At 72.7% G+C, this 20,591-nt stretch carries 22 protein-coding genes; 16 read left to right on the top strand and 6 right to left on the bottom strand.

Features of this window, described 5'->3' with window-relative positions; translation table 11 throughout:
• Positions 1-80: 80 nt before the first annotated feature.
• On the bottom strand, positions 81-1,370 hold the full coding sequence (locus M8C17_RS27345) for an MFS transporter (protein WP_252419427.1): 1,290 nt from the start codon (positions 1,368-1,370) through the stop codon (positions 81-83).
• Between the two features lie 153 nt (positions 1,371-1,523).
• Between M8C17_RS27345 and M8C17_RS27340 the strand changes: the two genes are divergently transcribed.
• Positions 1,524-2,291 (top strand): phosphoglyceromutase, encoded by a 768-nt coding sequence (locus tag M8C17_RS27340; protein ID WP_074314836.1) that lies wholly within the window; start codon positions 1,524-1,526, stop codon positions 2,289-2,291.
• Positions 2,292-2,341: 50 nt separating this feature from the next.
• Here M8C17_RS27340 and phoU read toward each other — a convergent pair whose 3' ends face one another.
• The gene (phoU, locus tag M8C17_RS27335; protein WP_252419426.1) at positions 2,342-2,995 is read right to left on the bottom strand and encodes a phosphate signaling complex protein PhoU; all 654 of its coding nucleotides are present in this window, start codon (positions 2,993-2,995) and stop codon (positions 2,342-2,344) included.
• A gap of 204 nt (positions 2,996-3,199) precedes the next feature.
• Between phoU and M8C17_RS27330 the strand changes: the two genes are divergently transcribed.
• Both M8C17_RS27330 and M8C17_RS27325 read left to right on the top strand, forming a co-directional pair.
• Entirely contained in the window at positions 3,200-4,483 is a 1,284-nt protein-coding gene (locus M8C17_RS27330) for a cell wall metabolism sensor histidine kinase WalK (RefSeq protein WP_252419425.1), read from the top strand.
• A gap of 22 nt (positions 4,484-4,505) precedes the next feature.
• Positions 4,506-5,189, top strand: a complete 684-nt coding sequence (locus M8C17_RS27325) for a response regulator transcription factor (RefSeq protein WP_039906992.1) — start codon at positions 4,506-4,508, stop codon at positions 5,187-5,189.
• 65 nt (positions 5,190-5,254) lie between these two features.
• Here the strand turns inward: M8C17_RS27325 and M8C17_RS27320 are convergent, their stop codons facing one another.
• A complete protein-coding gene (locus tag M8C17_RS27320) occupies positions 5,255-6,052 on the bottom strand; it encodes a hypothetical protein (protein WP_252419443.1) in 798 nt (265 codons plus the stop codon).
• A gap of 80 nt (positions 6,053-6,132) precedes the next feature.
• Here M8C17_RS27320 and M8C17_RS27315 point away from each other — a divergent pair, with 80 nt between their 5' ends.
• Both M8C17_RS27315 and M8C17_RS27310 read left to right on the top strand, forming a co-directional pair.
• A complete protein-coding gene (locus tag M8C17_RS27315; RefSeq protein WP_252419424.1) occupies positions 6,133-7,077 on the top strand; it encodes a Ppx/GppA phosphatase family protein in 945 nt (314 codons plus the stop codon).
• A gap of 76 nt (positions 7,078-7,153) precedes the next feature.
• Positions 7,154-7,960, top strand: coding sequence for a sugar phosphate isomerase/epimerase (locus M8C17_RS27310; RefSeq protein WP_252419423.1), 807 nt, complete (start codon positions 7,154-7,156; stop codon positions 7,958-7,960).
• 45 nt (positions 7,961-8,005) lie between these two features.
• Here M8C17_RS27310 and M8C17_RS27305 read toward each other — a convergent pair whose 3' ends face one another.
• The 3 genes from M8C17_RS27305 to M8C17_RS27295 are packed head-to-tail and all read right to left on the bottom strand — an operon-like array spanning position 8,006 to position 10,053.
• A complete protein-coding gene (locus M8C17_RS27305; RefSeq protein WP_252419422.1) occupies positions 8,006-8,593 on the bottom strand; it encodes a CGNR zinc finger domain-containing protein in 588 nt (195 codons plus the stop codon).
• A 19-nt stretch (positions 8,594-8,612) separates the two neighbouring features.
• On the bottom strand, positions 8,613-9,779 hold the full coding sequence (locus M8C17_RS27300; protein ID WP_252419421.1) for a glutathionylspermidine synthase family protein: 1,167 nt from the start codon (positions 9,777-9,779) through the stop codon (positions 8,613-8,615).
• Position 9,780: 1 nt separating this feature from the next.
• A complete protein-coding gene (locus M8C17_RS27295) occupies positions 9,781-10,053 on the bottom strand; it encodes a hypothetical protein (protein ID WP_252419420.1) in 273 nt (90 codons plus the stop codon).
• A gap of 117 nt (positions 10,054-10,170) precedes the next feature.
• Between M8C17_RS27295 and M8C17_RS27290 the strand changes: the two genes are divergently transcribed.
• From M8C17_RS27290 to M8C17_RS27240, 11 genes are all read left to right on the top strand, one after another.
• Positions 10,171-11,091, top strand: coding sequence for a proline dehydrogenase family protein (locus tag M8C17_RS27290; protein WP_252419419.1), 921 nt, complete (start codon positions 10,171-10,173; stop codon positions 11,089-11,091).
• A 98-nt stretch (positions 11,092-11,189) separates the two neighbouring features.
• Positions 11,190-11,996 carry an alpha/beta fold hydrolase gene (locus M8C17_RS27285; RefSeq protein ID WP_252419418.1) on the top strand — a complete coding sequence of 269 codons (807 nt, stop codon included), beginning with the start codon at positions 11,190-11,192 and terminating at the stop codon, positions 11,994-11,996.
• Positions 11,989-12,564, top strand: a complete 576-nt coding sequence (locus M8C17_RS32225; protein WP_252419417.1) for a TetR/AcrR family transcriptional regulator — start codon at positions 11,989-11,991, stop codon at positions 12,562-12,564. The genes M8C17_RS27285 and M8C17_RS32225 overlap by 8 nt, the downstream gene beginning before the upstream one ends.
• Positions 12,565-12,645: 81 nt before the next feature.
• Positions 12,646-13,935 (top strand): hypothetical protein, encoded by a 1,290-nt coding sequence (locus M8C17_RS27275; protein ID WP_252419416.1) that lies wholly within the window; start codon positions 12,646-12,648, stop codon positions 13,933-13,935.
• A 41-nt stretch (positions 13,936-13,976) separates the two neighbouring features.
• Complete coding sequence (locus M8C17_RS27270) at positions 13,977-15,368, top strand: efflux RND transporter periplasmic adaptor subunit (RefSeq protein WP_252419415.1); 1,392 nt, start codon at positions 13,977-13,979, stop codon at positions 15,366-15,368.
• Positions 15,365-16,312 (top strand): ABC transporter ATP-binding protein, encoded by a 948-nt coding sequence (locus M8C17_RS27265; protein WP_252419414.1) that lies wholly within the window; start codon positions 15,365-15,367, stop codon positions 16,310-16,312. Before M8C17_RS27270 ends, M8C17_RS27265 begins: the two co-directional genes overlap by 4 nt.
• A complete protein-coding gene (locus M8C17_RS27260) occupies positions 16,309-17,493 on the top strand; it encodes an ABC transporter permease (protein ID WP_252419413.1) in 1,185 nt (394 codons plus the stop codon). The genes M8C17_RS27265 and M8C17_RS27260 overlap by 4 nt, the downstream gene beginning before the upstream one ends.
• A 210-nt stretch (positions 17,494-17,703) precedes the next feature.
• The gene (locus tag M8C17_RS27255) at positions 17,704-17,913 is read left to right on the top strand and encodes a helix-turn-helix domain-containing protein (protein ID WP_007465625.1); all 210 of its coding nucleotides are present in this window, start codon (positions 17,704-17,706) and stop codon (positions 17,911-17,913) included.
• A 225-nt stretch (positions 17,914-18,138) separates the two neighbouring features.
• Positions 18,139-18,240: a 30S ribosomal protein bS22 gene (locus M8C17_RS27250; protein WP_007465623.1), complete on the top strand. Its 102-nt coding sequence runs from the start codon at positions 18,139-18,141 to the stop codon at positions 18,238-18,240.
• A gap of 122 nt (positions 18,241-18,362) precedes the next feature.
• Complete coding sequence (locus tag M8C17_RS27245) at positions 18,363-19,436, top strand: NAD-dependent epimerase/dehydratase family protein (protein WP_252419412.1); 1,074 nt, start codon at positions 18,363-18,365, stop codon at positions 19,434-19,436.
• A 292-nt stretch (positions 19,437-19,728) separates the two neighbouring features.
• Positions 19,729-20,586: a lysophospholipid acyltransferase family protein gene (locus M8C17_RS27240; RefSeq protein WP_252419442.1), complete on the top strand. Its 858-nt coding sequence runs from the start codon at positions 19,729-19,731 to the stop codon at positions 20,584-20,586.
• The last annotated feature ends 5 nt before the right edge of the window (positions 20,587-20,591 follow it).

Below are 20,591 nucleotides of genomic sequence, written 5' to 3'. Positions count from 1 at the left end.
TGAACGGTAGGAACTCGGGCCCGGTCCCGCCAGTCGATTACCTGATCATGGGCGGTTCGTCACAGCGACGGGGCCACCGGTCAGGCGGTGGCCTCGGCGGGCTGCGACGCCGACGGACGGGTGGTGCTCACCGGTGCCAGTGCCTCGCCGGAGCGACGCAGCGCGGTCGCGCGACGCTCGCGCGCCGGGCCGGACACCAGGTGGGCCACCGCGGTCAGGACGCCGATGGCGGCGCACCCGTACCAGAGGGTGTCGTTGCCGGCGTGCTCGCGCACCAGGCCGCCGAGGATCGGCGCGCCCGCCCCGGCGATCTGCCAGGAGAGGGAGAAGACGCCCTGGTAGCGGCCGCGCAGCTCGGCGGGGGACAGTTCGGCGATCAGGGTGGAGTTGGACGGCGAGTTCAGCATCTCGCCGACCGTCCAGATCAGCACGGTCAGCCCGTAGAACCAGGGGGTGCCGGCGAAGGCGGTCAGCCCGAACCCGACGCCCATCACCACGGCGGCCAGGGCGAGCACGTGCGAGCGGCTCCGGCCCCGGATCAGTCGGGGCACGAAGAGCTGACCGACCACGATCAGCACCCCGTTGAGCGCGATCACCGTGCCGTAGGTGGCCGGGCTGAGGCCGTCGTCGGCCATGGCGATCGGCAGCATCGAGATGTGCTGGAGGAACACCAGTGCGGCGAACAGGTTCAGCGCCACGAAGCCGAGATAGACCCGGTCGGTGAGGATGGTGCGCAGGGCGCCGCGCGGGGCGTTCGCCCCGGGGGTGACGGCGATCCCGTTCTGCCGGGTCTCCGGCACCTTCACGAAGATGATCAGCGCGGTGACCAGCATGGTGGCCGCGTCGACCACGAACAGCAGCAGGTAGTCGGCCTGGGCGGCGAGGCCGGCGAGGATGGCGGCGCAGGCGAAGCCCAGGTTGATCGCCCAGTAGTTGAGCGAGAAGGCGCGCAGGCGGTCCTTCGCCGGCACCACGTCGATCATCATGGCGCCGAACGCCGGCCGGGCGGCCTCGGCGAACATGCCGAGCAGGAACGCACCCAGCGCCACGGCCCAGAGCTCCCGGGCCAGTCCGAGGCCCAGCATCATGGCGGCCGCGCCCACGTGGGCGGTGAGCAACGTGGGTCGCCGACCCCACCGGTCGGCCAGTGTGCCGCCCGCGGTGGTACCGATCGCGCCACCCACGCCCCACAGGCCGAGCACCAGGCCGGCCTGGGAGGCGGAGAAGCCACGTTCCTGGGTCAGGTAGATGGCGAGGAAGACGAGGACGAACGAGCCGAGCCGGTTGATCAGGGTGCCGGTCCACAGGTACCAGAAGGTGGTCGGCAGGCCGCCGGTGGTGTCCCGGAACCAACTCCGCATCGTCCGCACGTGGCGCCCCCGCTTGCAAGTAATGACCGATGTGACTACAGCGCCTTACAACCCTAGTGGTGGGCGGATCCGCAGGTCACCCGCTTTTTCACGTGGTGGTCGTCACGACGGGTGCCCGCGTGTTCCGTCTCCGGGTGGGGCAGGATGATCGGCATGACTGCGAGCGAGGGGCCCACCGTCGGGACGCTGGTCCTGCTGCGACACGGTGAGAGCGACTGGAACGCCAAGAACCTCTTCACCGGCTGGGTGGACGTCGACCTGACCGAGAAGGGCGAGGGTGAGGCACGCCGCGGTGGCGAGCTGATGCGCGAGCACAGCCTGCTGCCGGACGTCGTGCACACCAGCGTGATGCGCCGGGCGATCCGCACGGCCGAGCTGGCGCTCAACGCCGCCGACCGGCACTGGATCGCGGTGCGCCGGTCGTGGCGGCTCAACGAGCGGCACTACGGCGCCCTGCAGGGCAAGAACAAGAAGCAGACCCTGGACGAGTACGGCGAGGAGCAGTTCATGCTCTGGCGCCGGTCGTACGACACCCCGCCGCCGCCGATCGCCGACGACGACGAGTGGTCGCAGGTGGGCGACCCGCGGTACGCGCTGCTGCCGACCGAGCTGATGCCGCGCACCGAGTGCCTCAAGGACGTCGTCGAGCGGATGCTGCCGTACTGGTACGACTCCATCGTGCCGGACATCCTGGCCGGCCGGACGGTGCTGGTGGCCGCGCACGGCAACTCGCTGCGCGCCCTGGTCAAGCACCTCGACCAGATCTCCGACGAGGCGATCGCCAAGCTGAACATCCCGACCGGCATCCCGCTGCGCTACGACCTCGACCCGCAACTGCGTCCGCTCACCCTGGGCGGCACGTACCTTGACCCGACCGCCGCCAAGGCGGCCGCCGCCGCCGTGGCCAACCAGGGCCGCTGAGGCGAAAACGACGGCCCCCGGGGATCCCGGGGGCCGTCGTTCTGCCTGGATCAGCTCGCCGAGGGCGAGGTCTGTCCGGTGATCAGGTAGACCACGTGCTCGCCGGCGTTGACCGCGTGGTCGGCGAAGCGCTCGTAGAAGCGCCCCAGCAGGGTGGCGTCGATGGCGGTCTCCACCCCGTACGGCCAGTCGTCGCCGAGCAGCACCGCGAACAGGTTCTTGTGCAGCTCGTCCATCGCGTCGTCGTCGCGGTCCAGCTCGCCGGCGAGGTCGGCGTCGGGCTTCGCCAGCACCGACCCGATCTTCACGGCCATCCGGTCGGCGATGTCCGCCATCTCGGTGAAGATCGACCGCAGCTCCGCCGGTACGGCCGGCGAGGGGTGCCGGCGCAGCGCGGTCTTGGCCACGTGGTCGGCGAGGTCACCCATCCGCTCCAGGTCGGCGGCCACGTGCAGTGCGGTGATCATGGCCCGCAGGTCGGAGGCGACCGGCGCCTGCCGCGCGAGCAGGTCACAGACCCGCTCCTCCACGTGCCGGTAGAGGTCGTCGATCTCGGCGTCCCGCTCGATGACCGTCTCGGCGGCCTGCCGGTCGGCGGTGAGCAGGGCCCGCGTGGCCTGGCGCATGGCGGCGCGGACGCCCTCCGCCATGTCCACCAGCAGTTGGCTGACGATCTGGAGGTCGGCCCGGAACTCGTCGCGCATCATCACGTCCTGTGGTCGGTCGCCGCCGGCGGGTGCCGGCGCAGGGGTTGTGCAGGTGCGACGCCAACGGTAGGTGGCGCGGAACGGACCCCGGATGAACCCCGGTGAACGACGCCAGACGCAAGGGTGAACATTCGCGAAAGTGAGGGTGATTCGTCCCGGTCTGTGTGGTAGCCAGGTTAACAATGACCCTACGATCGCCGGGTGGAGTGGGCGGTGGCGGTCGTGGTGGCCGTGGCGTTGGTGGCCGGGTTGGCCGCCGGTCTCCTGCTGCCCCGGTTCCTGCCGACGCGGGACGGTCGCTCCACGTCATCGGGGAGCGCACGCTCCCGCTGGAGCAGGGGGAGGCCCGCGATAGCCGACGAGCAGCAGGCCGGGCTCGGCCGCCGGACGATCGACTCGCTCCGGGCCGGTGTCGTGGTGCTGGACAACGACGACGAGCCGGTGCTGATCAACCCGGCCGCACGCGCGATGGGTCTGCTGCGCACCGGCAGCACGCCAGGTTCGATCGCCGCGCACCCGTTGATCCGTACTCTCGCCGGCCAGGTGCGGCGCACCGGGGTGCGGCGCGAGATCGAGCTGGACCTGCCCCGGGGTCGCGACAGCGCGGGGGAGAACCCGCTCGGCGTGCACCTGCGGGCCATGGGTCTCGGCAGCGGCTTCATCGCCGTGGAGGCGGTCGACGTGACCGAGTCGCACCGGCTGGCCCGGGTGCGACGTGACTTCGTGGCCAACGTCAGTCACGAGCTCAAGACCCCCATCGGGGCACTCCAGCTGCTCGCCGAGGCGCTGCTGGACGCCACCGAGCCGGCCGACGCCTCGACGCCCGACCTCTCCGAGGACCTGGTCGCCGCCCGCCGGTTCGCCGAACGGATCCAGCACGAGTCGACCCGGCTGGGCCGGCTGGTGCAGGAGTTGCTGGAGCTGACCCGGTTGCAGGGCGCCGAGCCGCAGCCGCCACCGGAGCCGGTCGCGCTGGACTGGGTGATCGCCGAGGTGGTCGACCGGACCCGCACCGCCGCCTCGGCCCGGGGCGTCGAGGTGACGGTGACCGGCGAGCGCGGCCTCACCGCGTACGGCAGCGACACCCAACTCGCCACTGCGGTGGCGAACCTGGTGGAGAACGCCATCAACTACTCGGGCGAGGACACCACGGTACGGGTCACCACCCGTGGCGACGACGAGCACGTCGAGATCGCCGTCGCCGACCAGGGCATCGGCATCGCCCCGACGGACGTGGACCGGGTCTTCGAACGGTTCTACCGGGCCGACCAGGCCCGCTCGCGTGCCACCGGCGGCACCGGGCTCGGCCTGGCCATCGTCAAACACATCGCGAGCAACCATGGCGGACGGGTGGAGGTGTCGAGCACTCTTGGTGGTGGATCGACGTTCACCCTCCGGCTGCCCGCCAGTCCACCGGACGACCTGCTGGCGACACTGCCGCCGGCTGGGATCGATGCCGGTCCGGCCGAGCTACGGCAGGTCTGACAGCTATGAAAGGAACCCCCCGTTGAGCCGCGTTCTGGTGGTCGAGGACGAGGAGTCGTTCTCCGACGCCCTGTCGTACATGCTCCGTAAGGAGGGCTTCGAGGTCTCGGTCGCTGCTACCGGCACCGACGCCCTCACCGAGTTCGACCGAACCGGCGCGGACATCGTCCTGCTCGACCTGATGTTGCCCGAGATGTCGGGCACCGAGGTCTGCCGGCAGCTCCGGCAGCGCTCGGCCGTACCCATCATCATGGTCACCGCCCGGGACAGCGAGATCGACAAGGTGGTCGGGCTGGAGATCGGCGCCGACGACTACGTCACCAAGCCGTACTCGCCGCGGGAGTTGGTGGCCCGGATCCGAGCGGTGCTGCGCCGGCAGAGCCCCGAGGTGGCCGAAGCGGGTGCCCCCACGCTGGCCGCCGGGCCGGTGCGGATGGACATCGAGCGGCACGTGGTGACCGTCGAGGGCGGCGCCGTGCAGTTGCCGCTCAAGGAGTTCGAGCTGCTGGAGCTGCTGCTGCGTAACGCCGGTCGGGTGCTGACCCGGGGTCAGCTCATCGACCGGGTCTGGGGCGCCGACTACGTCGGTGACACCAAGACGCTGGACGTGCACGTCAAGCGGCTGCGCTCCAAGATCGAGCCGGAGCCGTCCGCGCCGCGCTTCATCGTGACCGTCCGGGGTCTGGGCTACAAGTTCGAGCCGTGATCGGCGTAACCGAAGGGGCCCGCGCTCAGCGTGGGCCCCTTCGGTGTTTCCGTCTGGGCAGGCTTTCAGGCGCCGTCGGCGGGGTGCGGGGCGACCATGCCCTGCTTCGTGCGCGCCGCACACAGCTCGGCCAGCCGCTCGTAGGCGGGCGCGCCGATCAACGCCGTCAGCTCGGGCCCGTACGACAGGTACATCGGCTCGGCGCCGACGTGCGCGTCCGTCGAGGAGGTGCACCACCAGTCCAGGTCGTGCCCGCCGGCGCCCCAGCCTCGCCGGTCGAACTCCGACAGCGTCGAGACCAGGACCTTGGTGTTGTCCGGTCGCTTGACCCAGTCCTGGTCCCGCCGGATCGGCAACTGCCAGCAGACGTCCGGCTTGTACTCCAGCGGGTGCACCCCGTCGCGCAGCGCCTGGGCGTGCAGCGCGCAGCCACCCCCGCCGGCGAAGTCGGCGTCGTTGAGGAACACGCACGGCCCGTCGGCGTTCTGGGTGGCGGTCCGGCGGGCCGGGTTCTTGCCGTCGATGGTGTCCTCGTCGGTCCAGTTCCTGAACCCGCGCCGGAAGTGCTGCCAGGTCGACGGGGTGAGCCGCTTGACGGCGTTGCGGACCCGCTTCTCGTCGTCGGAGTCGGTGAAGAACGCTCCGTGCGAGCAGCAGCCGTCCGCGGACCGGCCGGCGATGATGCCGTGGCAACCTCGGCCGAAGATGCAGGTCCAGCGGGAGAGCAGCCAGGTCAGGTCGGCTCGGATCAGGTGGGTCTCGTCAGCCGGGTCGGCGAACTCGATCCACTCCCGGGGAAAGTCCAGCGGCACCTCGCGGCTGCGCGGGTCGCCCGGGTCGTCCACCAGCACGCGGAGCTCCATCGTCACCCGGCCCAGCGTACGCCCGGTGACCTCCACGGGCCGGCGAGCCGCGCAATCATCTTGCACCTAGTGTCTTCACCATGCGACTGGGTGTCCTCGACGTCGGATCCAACACCGTGCACCTGCTGGTGGTGGACGCACACCACGGCGCGCACCCGTGGCCGGCGCACTCCGAGAAGGTGGTGCTCCGGCTCGCCGAGCAGATCGGCCCGGATGGCGCGCTGACCGACGCGGGCGCGGACGGCCTGGTCAAGGCGGTCGGCATGGCCAAGGCGGCGGCCGCCGGGCTGGAGGCTGACGACCTGATCGCGTTCGCCACCTCCGCGGTCCGCGACGCCACCAACGCGGCCGAGGTGCTGGCCCGGGTCCGCGAGGAGACCGGCGTACGCCTGGCGGTCCTCTCCGGAGCCGACGAGGCACGGATGACGTTCCTTGCCGTGCGGCGCTGGTTCGGCTGGTCGGCGGGGCGCCTGCTGGTGCTGGACATCGGCGGCGGCTCGCTGGAGATCGCCGCCGGGATCGACGAGGACCCGGACGTCGCGGTCTCCCAGCCGCTCGGTGCCGGCCGGCTGACGCGGGAGCGGCTGCGGGTCGACCCGGACAGCGCGGCGCCTCCGTCCGCGGAGGCCGTCGAGAAGCTGCGGGAGTACGTGGACGGCCGGCTGGACAAGGTGGTCGACCAGATGACCGAGGTGGGTTGGGACCGGGCGGTGGGCACGTCGAAGACGTTCCGCACCCTGGCCCGACTGGCCGGGGCGGCGCCCTCGGGGGCCGGGCTCTGGGTGCGGCGCAGTTTGACCCGCGCCGGGTTGCGGCAGGTCATCGGCTTCATCCGGCACATCCCACCGGCGCAGTTGATGGAGCTGGAGGGGGTCAGCGCGGGCCGTGCCCACCAGTTGCTGGCGGGCGCGGTGGTCGCCGAAGCGGTGATGCGCCGCCTCGATCTGGACTCACTGGACATCTGCCCGTGGGCGCTGCGGGAGGGGGTCATCCTCCGCCGGCTCGATCAACTCGAACCGATGTGATCGCCTCGGGCGGTTACGGGTGGTTTGCCAGCGCTCGTCACGTTGGCCCTTCGTCCGCCGGGCTACCCTGGCTGATGTGACTTCCCGCGTTCCGGTGCTCCTGTCCAGCTCGTCGGTCTTCCCCGAGCCGACCGCGGCGGCGTTCCAACTGGCCGCGGCGCTCGGCTACGACGGCGTCGAGGTGATGGTCTGGACCGACGTGGTCAGCCAGGACTCCGGCGCGCTGCGCGGCCTCTCCGCGCACTACGGCGTGCCGGTGCTCTCGGTGCACGCGCCCTGCCTGCTGGTCACCCAGCGGGTCTGGAGCCCGGACCCGTGGGCGAGGCTGCGCAAGGCCGCCGAGCTGGCCGAGACACTGGGTGCCCCGACCGTGGTGGTGCACCCACCGTTCACCTGGCAGCGCGACTACGCGCGCAACTTCACCGAGGGCCTCGCGACGGTCGCGGACCGGTTCCCCGGGCTGCGCTTCGCGGTCGAGAACATGTACCCGGTGCGGATGGCGGGCCGGCAGTTCGTCCCGTACGTGCCCGGATGGGACCCGACCGACACCGGCTACCCGTCGTACACCCTGGATCTGTCGCACTGCGCCGCCTCGCACAGCGACCCGCTGGAGATGGCCGACCGGATGGGTGCCGGGCTGGCCCACGTGCACCTGGGCGACGGCACCGGCGAGGGCCGCGACGAGCACCTGGTGCCCGGGCGGGGCACCCAGCCCTGCGCCGAACTGCTCTCGTCGCTCGCCGGGCGGGGCTTCACCGGTGCGGTGGCGGTGGAGGTGGCCACCCGGGGCGCCAAGAGCCGCGCGGTCCGTGAGGCGGACCTGCGCGCCGCGTTGGAGTTCGCCCGCCAGCACCTGACCGCGCCGTCGCCGGTCGACGCCTGACCCCACGCCGGCGGCGGATCGGGGTCGGACGTCGAGGTGGTTGGGCTAGCTGACCGGGGTGAGCGAATCGGCGCCCGCGGTGGGTTGCGGAGCGACCGTCACCTGCTCGCCGACCGCGGCCCGCTTGCGGGCTCGGTGCGCTGCCACGTGCGAGCGAGTGGCGCAGCGCTCGGAGCAGAACCGCCGGCAGCAGTTCGACGACGTGTCCAGGTAGACGTTGCCGCACCGCTCGTCGGCGCAGACACCGAACCGGGCACTGCCGTACTCGCAGAGCCAGACCGAGAGCCCCCAGACGGCGCCGGCCAGGTACTCGGCGCTGACCGACGCGCCCCGGCTGGTCACGTGCATGTGCCAGTCGCTGGAGTCGTGCCCGGAGATGCGCGGCTGGACCGGGAACGCCTCCAGCAGGGCGTTCAGCTCGGTCACCGCCTGGGCGTCCCGCCCCGAGGTGCCGTACTCGAAGACGTCACGCAGCCGCTTCTGCGCCCGCCGGAAGATCGCGACATCCCGGTCCGCGACCTCGTCGCGCATCCAGGCGTTGTCGTCGGGGAAGATGGCCCGCAGGTCGTCGAGGTCGTCCAGGCGGGCGTTGACCAGGTCAACGCCGGTCCGGGCGTACGCGTCGAAGTTCACGCCCCCAACGGTAGACGACTCAGGGGGCGCGCGGCGCGTCGATGTAGTGCGGCAGGAACCGCGCGTAGCCGTCGGTGATCAGGCTGGCGCTCTCCCGTACCCCCACTCCTGCCGACTCGCCGTCGACGATCCAGCTGCCCAACACCATCCGATTGCCGTCGAACTGCGGCAACGCCCGGAATTCCTGGTAGCACCAGCCCTCGTCGCCGTAGATCCCCGGGTTGGTGATCTCCTGCTCTCCGGTGACGATGCGTACCGAGCCGCCCTCCCGGCCGAGCAGCGGCTTCGCCACGTACCGCGACATTCCGCGCGGCGAGTCGAGGTACGCCGGGAGCAGGTACTCGTGGCCGGGGTACAGCTCCCACAGGACCGCGAGCAGCGCCTTGTTCGACAGCAGCAGCTTCCAGGCCGGTTCGATCCAGGTGGTCGGAGTCCCCGGGTCCAGCGCGGGCCGCCCGTACGGCTCGGCCAGCATCCACTCCCACGGGTAGAGCTTGAAACAGGTCGTCACCGGGCGGTCGGCGGCGTCGACGAACCGGCGGCCGTCCCAGCCGATCTCCTGGATGGGCAGCAGCTCGACGGTCAGCCCGGCCTGCCGGGCGGTCTCGGCGAGGTAGCCGGCGGTCATGTGGTCCTCGCCCGACTCCTCCTCGCTCGACCAGAGCACGTGCACCCGGGGGTCGTGCAGCCCGGCCCCGACCTTCGCCCAGGCGCCGACCAGCCGCTCGTGCAGGCTGTTCCACTGGTCCAGCTCCGGCCGGGTCTGCTCCAGCCAGTACCACTGGATGATGCTCGCCTCGACCAGCGCGGTGGGGGTGTCCGCGTTGTACTCCAGCATCTTCGGCGGCCAGCTGCCGTCGTAGACGAGGTCGAAGCGCCCGTAGAGGGTGGGCGGGGCCTCCCGCAGCGACCGGGCCACCGCCTCGGCCGCCCACTCCGGAATGCCGAACTCGGCGTACCGGTGGTGGGCCACCACGTGCTCGGCGGCGGCCACCGACATCCGGTGCAGTTCCTCGGTGGCCTCCTCCAGCCGCAGCACCTCGTCGAGGTCGAAGGCGTACGCGGCGGTCTCGTCCCAGTACGACATGATCCCGCCGTCGGGCAGCTCGGTGTCGACGTAGACCAGCCCCTGGGCGCGGATGGTGGCGTCCCAGTCGGGCCGTGGTGTGACCGTCTCGCGGCGCACCTCAGCCCCCGCAGGAGGCGAGGTGGGTGCCGAACCCGCCCCGCTCGGGCAGGGCCGCGGCCGTCGGCTCCGGGGCGGCGCGACCGGCGGCCGGGTCGGTGACCCGCATCGCCAGGGCCACCGTGTCACCGCCGCCGGCCGGCCCGAGGGCGCAGTCGTCGTCATCGTCGTCGTCCGAGGTCATGTTGCAGCCGGAGAGGGCGAGCGCGAGGGCGGTGAGCGCGCCGAGCTGCACGGAGGCCGACCGGAGCCGGCGGCGGGGGCGTTGGTCCACGGCATCGTTGTAGCCGATGGACGCCACCGCCGCCGCCCCGCCCCGGAAGAAGTGTCGGTGCGGCGGCTCCCGGCTGCCCCTCGGCGGGGGTCCCAGCAGGGGCGATACGCTCGGCTCATGCTCCGTTCCGTCATCCTCGCCGCCTCCCGGTCATCCCAGGTCGAGCGGCTCGTCGCGACCGCCCCGTTCACCCGGGACGTCGTCCGCCGGTTCGTCGCCGGCGCCGCCACCGACGACGCGTTGCGCGCGACCCGCGAACTCGTCGACGACGGTCTGGCGGTCACCCTCGACCACCTGGGTGAGGACACCGTCACCCCCGAGCAGGCCATCGCCACCCGGGACGAATACCTGAAGCTGCTGAAGATGCTCGCCGGTGCGGGGCTCACCCCGGCCGCCGAGGTGAGCGTGAAGCTGTCGGCCCTCGGCCAGATGTTCGACGAGCAGTTGGCGTACGACAACGCGCGGGCGATCTGCGCGGCGGCCGACGCGGCGGGCACCACGGTCACCCTGGACATGGAGGACCACACCACCACCGACTCGACGCTGGAGGTGCTGGGCAGGCTGCGCAAGGACTTCCCGTCGACCGGCGCGGTGCTCCAGGCGTACCTGCGCCGGACCGAGTCGGACTGCCGGGAGCTGGCTCACGCCGGGTCGCGGGTGCGGCTGTGCAAGGGCGCGTACAAGGAGCCGGAGTCGGTGGCGTACCAGTCCACCCGTGAGGTGGACAAGTCCTACGTCCGCTGCATGAACATCCTGATGTCCGGCGACGGCTACCCGATGCTGGCCACCCACGACCCTCGGATGATCGCGATCGGCGAGGACCGGGCCCGCTGGTTCGACCGGGGGCCGGAGCGCTTCGAGTTCCAGATGCTCTACGGCATCCGCCCGGAGGAGCAGGCCCGGCTCGCCGGTGAGGGCTACACGGTGCGCACGTACGTGCCCTACGGCGACGAGTGGTACGGCTACCTGATGCGCCGGCTCGCCGAGCGCCCGGCGAACCTGGTCTTCTTCGGCCGCGCCCTGATCTCCAAGAAGTAACCGCGCGAACCGGCCGACGGGCCGGCGGCGACCCACTGCGGTCCCGCCGGCCCGTTCGCGTATCCGGCTTGACGGCGTTGGCTAATAGGGTTAGCTTTATGGCTATGACAACTAGCCAGGTGCGGCGGGACGGCGGACACATCGCGTACGAGGTGCACGGGGAGGGCCCACTGGTCGTCCTCTCGCACGGCATGGGGGAGAACCGGGCGAGCTTCCGGCACCTCGTGCCGCTGCTGGTCGCGGCCGGTCACCGGGTCGCCTCGGTCGACGTTCGGGGCCACGGACAGTCCAGCGTCGGCTGGCCCACGTACACCCCGGCGGAGGTCGGGGCCGACCTGCTGGCCGTGGTCCGCGACATCGACGCCGGCCCGGCGGTTCTGGTCGGCAGTTCCTCCAGCGCGGCGGCGGTGGTCTTCGCCGCGGCCGAGGCACCCGACCTGGTCTCCGGCATCGTGCAGATCGGCGCCTTCGTCAGCCAGCCGAAGCTCAACCCGCTGATGCGGATGGCGCTGGGGGCCGTGGTCCGCAGCCCCCGACTGTTCGGGATGTTCCACAAGACGCTCTTCCCGGTGCACCGGCCCGCCGACGATGCCGCGTACCGCCGGTCGATGGTGGCCAACCTGCGCGAGCCCGGCCGGATGGCCGCGACGCGCGGCGTGGCCGAGCCGGTCGACCCGCACTGGACCACCCGGGCCCGGGAGGTCCGGCAGCCGGTGCTGGTGCTGATGGGTACCAAGGACCCGGACTTCCCCGACCCGGCGGCGGAGGCGCGGGCGGCCCGCCGGCTCTTCGGCACCGCCGAGGCGAGGATGATCGAGGAGTCCGGGCACTACCCGCACGCCGACCGGCCGCAGCGGACCGCCGAGGAACTGCTCGGCTTCGTGGCGGTGTGCACCGGTGCCTAGGGTCGGTCTCAACCAGCGGGCCGTGGTGGCCGAGGCCGCCCGGCTGGCCGACGAGGTCGGTCTCCAGCAGCTCACCCTGGCCGCGCTCGCCGGCCGGCTCGGCGTCGCGCTACCCAGCCTCTACAAGCACGTCCGGGGCGCGGACGCGCTGATCCAGAAGCTGTCCGCGCTGGCCACCGCCGAGCTGGCCACCGAGCTGACCACCGCCGCCGCCGGCCGGGCCGGCGGTGACGCGCTCCGGGCGATGGCCGACGCCTACCGCGACTACGCCCGCCGGCACCCCGGCCGCTACCCGGCCACCCAGCGGGTGCCCGATCCCGCCGACCCCGAGCACGTCGTGGCGGGCGAGCGGGCGGTCGGCGCCATCTACGCGGTGCTGCGCGGGTACGGGCTCACCGGCGACGACGCGGTGGACGCCACCCGGGCGTTGCGCAGTGCCCTGCACGGGTTCGTCTCGCTGGAGGCCGCCGGCGGCTTCGGCCTGCCCCGCGAGGTGGACCGCTCGTACCACCAACTGGTCGCCGGCCTGGACGTCTCGTTCCGCTCCTGGCCGGTCGACGCTCCGTGACCAGGTCGTCCGGTCCGCGCAACGGTTCGACCGGCCGGGTCGGCCTCGCCCGATCGACCGAATGGTCGTACCCTTCGGCGGGTGATTGACGGGGTGCAGCAGCCGGCACCGCGGCGGCTCTGGCCGCTGTGGACGGTGCTCGTGGTGGTCGTCCTGCTGCTCGGCTGCGGCCTGCCGGCGCTGCTCGTGGTCGGCGTGGTCCGCGAATCCGGCGGCCGTCCCACGGTCAGCCGGATCGACGCCGCGGCGAGCGACGACCCGGCCACCGCCGTCGCGCGAGGGTTGGCCGACCGGATGACCGCCCAGCTCCAGCGGCAGTCCACGGCACTCCTCGGTGGCGACCGGGCGGGCTTCCTCGCCGTCGCCGACCCGGCCGCGCACACCGACCTGCGCCGGCGCTTCGCCGCGCTGCGCGCGCTGAAGCTGACCGTCTGGCGGGCCGAGCCGAGCGGCCTGCCCGCGCCGGTCGTCGGCAAGCCGGGGGAGTGGCGGCTGCTGGTGCGCTTCCAGTACTGCTTCGTGACGCCGGACTGCCGGCCCAGCCCGGTGCTGATCGGCACCCGCTGGCGGGAGAACGGCGACCAGCCACGACTGGTTGCCCTGGAAGAGTCCCGATCGGCGGAGACCGGCACCCGCCCGTGGGAGATCAGCGACCTCGCCGTGGCGATCGGCCCGCGGACCATCGTGGCCACCACCCCGGCGCTGCGCGGCAAGCTGCCCGGCCTGCTCGCACAGGCCGAGGCGGCGGCGAAGGTCGCCGACGGGTACGTGGTGGCCGGGTCCCCACCGGACCGGTACCGGATCTTCTACGCCGGCCGCGCCGAATGGCAGCGCTGGTACGGCGGCGGCAGACCACAATGGACCGGAGGCTACGCGGTGACCGTCGGTGGCGGCCACCACGAGGTGGTGCTCAACGCCGAAGGGCTCGCCAGCAGCAGCGCCGACGACCTGCTCCGGCACGAGCTGACCCACGCCGCCTCGCTGCCCGAGCGCGGCTACCCGGGCAGGATGACCTGGTGGCTGGTGGAAGGGCTGGCCGAGCTCGCGGGCGCCGGCGGGCAGCCGGTCGACCGGTACGAAGGGCTCGCCGAGGTGCGGAAGCTGGTCCGGGGCGGTTGGGACGGCCGGCTGGAGGGCGTCACGCCCGCCGACGACGCGCCCGCCGAGCGGGTCGGCGGCAGCTACGGCGTCGGCTACCTCGCCGTCCGGCACCTCGTCGACCGGTACGGGCCGCAGCGGCTGCTCACCTTCTTCGAGGCCGTGGTGCACGAGCGCAAGGCCCTCGACGTCGCCGCCGGGGAGGCGTTCGGCGAGCGGTGGTCGACGTTGCACGACGAGTGCGTGGCGTACGTCCGCGCCGCCGCCGGCTGAGGGCACCTGGTCGCCTACCGGGTGCGCCGTACGATCGATGGGTGCGCCGCCCCACGTCGCCGCGTCCCGTCAGCGCCACGCGGCCCCGCCTGCTCGTCGCCCTGACCGCCGTCGCCGTCCTCACCGCCACCACCGCCGCCTCGTGCGGGGACGAGCAGCCGCCCGTCGCGCTCGCCTCGGCCGCCCGCAGTCCCGTCGCCGAGGTGATCGACGCGCCGGCGACGGTGACCGCCCGGGCCGCTGCCACCCTGACCGCTCCCGCCGACGGCACGCTGTCCGACCTGCGCGTCCAACCCGGACAGCGGGTGAAGCGCGGCCAGGTTCTCGCCACGGTCGACTCGCCCTCCGCCCAGCAGCGGCTTCGCCAGGCGAGGGAGGCGCTCACGACCGCGAAACGAGCCGGTCGGGGTGTCTCCACCGGTGACCTGACCGGCAGCCGGCGCGGCACCGACAAGGCCGCCGACGAGGCGTTCGACGCCGCCCGGAAGGCCGCCGAGAAGATCGCCGACCCGCAGGTGCGTGACGCGCTGCTGACGCAGGTGACCTCCGCCCAACGGCAGTACGCGGCCGCCGCGCGCAGCGCCGACCAGGCCGTCCGCGCGGTGCAGCGGGGGCTCAGCGGACTGAACTCCGCCGTCGGCGCGCTGTCCGCGGCGCAACGACTCCAGGCCCAGCAGGCGTACGACCTGGCGAAGGCGACCGTCGACGCGCTGACCCTGCGGGCCCCGATCGCCGGGGTGGTGCAGCCGGGCGGCACCCGCGCCGGCGGCGGATCGACCGGTGACCTGGCCGGGCTGCTGGAGCAGGCCGGTGGCGCTCAGGCAGCGGGGATCGACCCGTCGGTGCTGGCGCCCGGCCAGGGCGGGCCGCCCGCCGGGGTGGACGACGCGGTCGTCGTCGGTGGCCGGGTCACCGCCGGCACGCCCGTGCTCACCGTGGTGGACACCGGTCAGCTGGGGCTGCTCGCCGAGGTGGACGAGACCGACGTGCTGCTGGTCCGAACCGGCGTGACCGCCACGGTCGAGCTGGACGCCGTGCCCGGCGCCACCTATGACGCCACGGTCCGCTCGGTCGACGTGCTCCCGACGAACTCGGCGCAGGGTGGGGTGACCTACCGGGTACGCCTGACGCTGGAAGCGGGCAGGCTCGCCGAGAACGAGCCGGCCCCGGTGCCGCGCCCGGGAATGAACGCGATCGTGCACCTGCGGGTACGCGAGGCCGCCGACGCGGTGACCGTCCCCGCCTCGGCGGTGTTCTCGGCCGACGGTCGGGACGCGGTCTGGGTGGTCCGCGACGGGAAGGCGGACCGGGCGCCGGTGACCGTGGGTGTGCAGGGGTCGGATCTGGTGCAGATCCTCGACGGCGTGCAGGCGGGCGACCGGATCGTGGTGCGCGGCACCGACCAGGTGCGTGACGGCCAGGAGGTGCGGTGACCCGACCCGCCGCGCCGGACGGCGAGGGCGTCCCCGCCATCGAGGCGGTGGACGTGTCCCGCACGTACCAGTTGGACGGCGTGTCCGTCGAGGCGCTGCGTGGGGTGTCGCTGGTGGTGCAGCCGGGTGACTACGTGGCGCTGGTCGGGCCGTCCGGCTCGGGCAAGTCCACCCTCATGCATCTGCTGGGCGGGCTCGACCGGCCCAGCGGCGGCCGGCTGGTGATCGGCGGGCGGGACGTGGGTGCCCTCTCCCCGCCGGAGATGGCCACCCTGCGCAACGAGACGATCGGCTTCGTCTTCCAGGCGTTCCACCTGCTGCCGAGGACCTCGGCGGTGGAGAACGTGGCGTTGCCGCTGGTCTACCGGGGCGTACCGGCCCGGCAGCGCCGGGAGCGGGCGGCGGCGATGCTCGGCCGGGTGGGTCTCGGGCATCGGCTGGACCACCGGCCCAACCAGATGTCCGGTGGTGAGCAGCAGCGGGTGGCCATCGCCCGCGCCCTGGTCACCGAGCCGACGGTGCTGCTGGCCGACGAACCCACCGGCAACCTCGACAGCGTCACCGGGGCGGCCGTGCTGGAGCTGCTGGAGCAGCTGAACGTCGAGTCCGGGGTGGCGCTGGTGATGGTCACCCACGACCAGGAGGTGGCCGCTCGGGCCCGTCGCCGGATCACCATGCGTGACGGCGTGGTGGTGGCGGACAGCGCCGGCGACGGCTCTACGGACCTCCATGATCTACCGCCGTTCGTTGATCACGGTCGACCTGCGACACTGGTCGCCGCTCCCAGCGCGGAGCCTCGGTCCGTGTCCGGAAGCGGCCCGGGGCACCCGTCCGGTGGCTCCGGTGGCGCCGCTGGAGCCACCGGGCGCCTTCCGCGCCCGCCGGCCACCGGCAGCGGCACCGACCACGCCGGCAGGGCGACCGGTGGCGGGAGCGGGTCGTGAGGGTCGCCGAGGCGTGGCGGGTGGCGCTGGACGCGTTACGGGCCAACCGGTTGCGCAGTGCGCTGACCATGCTCGGGGTGATCATCGGGGTGGCCTCGGTGGTGCTGCTCGTGGCCATCGGCACCGGCACCAAGCAGAAGGTGGAGCAGCAGGTCGAGGGGCTCGGCTCCAACCTGCTGCTGGTCGTCCCCGGCAGGATCGAGGTGGGCAACGCGCCGGTGGTCTCGCCGCTGACCCTCAAGGACGCGGACGCCGTCTCCCGGGTGGTCGGCGATCCCGAGCGGGTGGCGGTCACCGTCGCCTCCGGGGCGACCGCACGGGCCGGCGCCCGCTCCGACTTCACCACCGTGCAGGGCGTACTGGAGACCACGCCGGCGGTGTTCACCCGGTCGCTGGCCCGAGGCCGTTACCTCACCGGCACCGACGTGGACACCAGCCGGCGGGTGGCCGTGCTCGGCGACTCGGTGGCCCGCGCGCTCTTCCCCGACCGTGACCCGCTCGGGCAGCAGGTGACGCTGGCCGGCGTGCGGTTCCGGGTGATCGGCGTCTTCGCGCCGCTCGGCCAGAGCCTCGGCGTCGACCGGGACGACGAGGTGCACGTGCCGGTGACCGCCGCGCAGCGGCTCTGGGGCACCCAGCGGGTCGACGGCATCGCGGTGAAGGCGCCGGACCGGGAACGGATCGACGAGCTGGGCGAGCGGATCGTCGCCGAGCTGAGCCGCCGGCACCCGGACACCGAGTTCAGCGCGGTCACCCAGCAGCAGATCCTCGGCGTGCTCGGTGACATCCTCGGCGTACTCACCGGAGTGCTGGCCGCCATCGCCGGCATCTCGCTGCTCGTCGGCGGGGTCGGCGTCTCCAACATCATGCTGGTCAGCGTCCGGGAGCGGACCCGGGAGATCGGCCTGCGCAAGGCCGTCGGCGCGCGCCCCCGCGACATCGGGGTGCAGTTCCTGCTGGAGGCGGTGCTGCTCACCACGATCGGCGGCCTGACCGGGATGGCGCTCGGCGTGGGAACCGCGCTGCTAGTGGACGCGCTGTCACCGATTCCGGCGGCGATCACGTGGTGGTCGCTGGCGCTCGCCTTCGGCGTGTCGGCGGTGGTGGGCATCGTCTTCGGGGTGGTTCCCGCGCAGCGCGCCGGTCGGCTCGACCCGGTGGTCGCCCTGCGCGCCGAGTGAGCCCCGACCGCAAACGGACGGCCGGCGCAGGCGGGGAGATACCGGGAGCACGGATCGGGTGAACCAGCGGCCGAAACATGATCAGTTGTACGAAGGGATCGCGCCGGTCACAGCCGCCCCGCTACCGTACTGGTAACACGCGCGTCGCCGGCCCGGCCCGGAGCATCCGTCGGGTTGGCACGCGCCGGGCATGGGATGGGTCGGTGAGCCATGGCCGGGTCGCAGTCCGACGGACGGCTGTCGGAGGTCAAGTTCCTGACCGTCGCGGAGGTGGCGACGGTCATGCGGGTGTCGAAGATGACGGTCTACCGCCTGGTGCACAGCGGTGAGCTCACCGCTGTCCGGGTCGGCCGGTCATTCCGGGTGCCCGAGCACGCGGTGCACGAATATCTGCGGGGCGCTTTTCAGGAAACCGCCTGAGCCACCGCCCCGTCCGTCGAGCGTGACGTAACGGGCATCGGTAGGGCACCGGCGGGGCCGCGTTGGTCCGGCTGACCCTCTGCGGCTACCCTGGAGCCCGACCGAGACCCCACCGGTGCGCCCCGCCGCCCAGACTGGTCCGGTCCGTTGTCCGCATGCGGTCGCCGTCGCCACCTGCGTGGTGTCATCCGGTCCGCCCCGCACGTTGTATCGAAAGGCTGTCGTATGGGCTCGGTGGTCAAGAAGCGCCGCAAGCGCATGGCTAAGAAGAAGCACCGCAAGCTGCTGCGCAAGACCCGCGTCCAGCGTCGCCGTCTCGGCAAGTGACCTCCGCCGGGCCAGCGGCCCGGCATCCGGCGTCACTTGCCAAACTGTCGATCCCCGGAGGCTCAGGTGATCAGGCCGTGGTCGTCCCGGCTCGATCCCTCCTGCCGGGGTAGGTGCCTCAGATGACCCCCGGCAGCACCTCAGGTGCTCCGGGGGTTGTCGTCGTCACCGGGGTCGGCCGCTACCTGGGCGCCCACGTGGCTGCCCGACTGGCCGCCGACCCGCGTATCGAGCGGGTCATCGGGGTGGACGCTCCGGAGCCCGGCGCCGAGTTCACCGACCTGCTCGACCGGGTCGAACGGATCCGCGTCGACTCCGGCTCGCTCGGCGGGCTGCTCGCCGACCTGGACGTCGACGCGGTGGTGCACCTCGCGCTGGTCAGCGCTCCCGACCCGCAGCACGGTGGCCGCTCGGCGATGAAGGACCAGAACGTCATCGGCACCATGCAGCTGCTCGCCGCCTGCCAGCGCGCCCCCCGGCTGCGCAAGCTGGTGGTCCGCTCGTCGACCGCCGCGTACGGGGTGTCGTTCCGGGACCCGGCCGTGTTCACCGAGGAGACCGAGCCGCGCGAGGTGCCACGCGGCGGCTTCGGCCGCGACATCCTCGACGTCGAGGGGTACGTCCGCGGCTTCCGGCGCCGTCGGTCCGACGTCACCGCGACGGTGCTGCGCTTCGCCCCGTTCATCGGCTCCACCGCCGACACGACGTTGACCCGCTACTTCTCGCAGCCGCTGGTGCCCACCGTCTTCGGTCGTGATCCCCGGTTGCAGTTCCTGCACATCGACGACGCGTTGGAGGTGCTGCACCGGTCGATCGTGGAGGACCACCCCGGCACCTACAACGTCGCCGGCCCGGGGGTGCTGTCGCTGTCCCAGGCGATCCGGCGGGCCGGTCGGGTGGCCGTGCCGGTGCTGGAGCCGGGCCTCTCCGGTGCCGCCGCGCTGGCCCGCAGCATGGGCTTCGGTCGCTACGGCCTCGACCAGGTCGACCTGTTCGTGCACGGCCGGGTGGTCGACACGACCCGGTTGGAGCAGGAGTACGGCTTCACACCCCGCTCCACCGCCGCGGCCTTCGACGACTTCATCCGCGCCCACCACGGCGGTGTGGTGGTCACCCGGGGCCAGTTGGCCGCCGCCGAACAGCTCGTCCTGGACGGCATCCGGCAGGTCCGCGCCGCCGTGCGGGAGCGGTCGTGAGCGCGAGGAGTGAGCCGGTCCTGCGAGCCCCGCAGTCGGGAACCGAGGTGGCGTCGTGACCGGGCCGGGGGAGGGACGCGACCCGGCGGGTATCGGCCGGTTCGACGTACCACCGGGGCCGACCGCACCGGACGCGGAGCCGGCGCGGCGCAACGGACACCGACCGGCGGCCGGGGCCGCGCCGATCCCGCCGCAGGCCGACGAGCCCGACAGGCCGGCCGCCGACCAGCCCGACACCGCGTCCACCGACGGGACCGGCACCGGGAGCGGGCCGGGTGGCACCGCACCGGCCGTGCCGGACCGGCCGGGGGACCAATGGGACCGCAGGGTCGCGAACGGCCTGGCGTTCCTGCGTCGGCGACTCTCCGGCGACTACGAGGTCGACGAGTTCGGCTTCGACCCGGAGCTGACCGACGCGGTCTTCCACCCGCTGCTGCGGCTGCTCTACCGGGACTGGTTCCGCACCGAGGTCAGCGGCGTGGAGCACGTGCCCCTGGACGGGCCCGCCCTCGTGGTCGGCAACCACTCGGGCACCGTGGCGCTGGACGCGTTGATCCTCTCGGCGGCGTTGCACGACAAGCACCCCGCCCACCGCTACCTGCGCCTGCTCGGCGCCGATCTGGTCTTCCGGATGCCGGTGGTGTCGGAGATCGCCCGCAAGACCGGCGGCACGGTGGCCTGCAACCCCGACGCCGAGCGGTTGCTCGGCGGCGGCGACCTGGTCGGTGTGTTCCCCGAGGGCTTCAAGGGCATCGGCAAGCTCTACTCCGACCGGTACAAGCTGCAACGCTTCGGCCGGGGCGGGTTCGTCTCGGCGGCGCTGCGCACCGGCACCCCGATCGTGCCGGTCGCCATCGTCGGCGGCGAGGAGATCTACCCGATGCTCGCCGACATCAAGCCCCTCGCGAGGCTGCTCAAGCTGCCGTACTTCCCGGTCACGCCGACCTTCCCGTGGCTCGGGCCGCTGGGCATGGTGCCGCTGCCCAGCAAGTGGCTGATCCAGTTCTGCCCGCCGATCCCCACCGCGCACCTCACCGACTCGGCGGACGACCCGCTGGTGGTCTTCAACCTCGCCGACCAGGTGCGGGAGACCATCCAGCAGACCCTGCACACGCTGCTGGAGCGACGTCCCGACCCGTTCGGCCCCTGAGCCGG

The sequence above is a fragment of the Micromonospora sp. RHAY321 genome, from assembly GCF_023896955.1.
GTDB lineage: Bacteria > Actinomycetota > Actinomycetes > Mycobacteriales > Micromonosporaceae > Micromonospora.
This window is presented reverse-complemented; position numbering and strand designations above follow the sequence as displayed.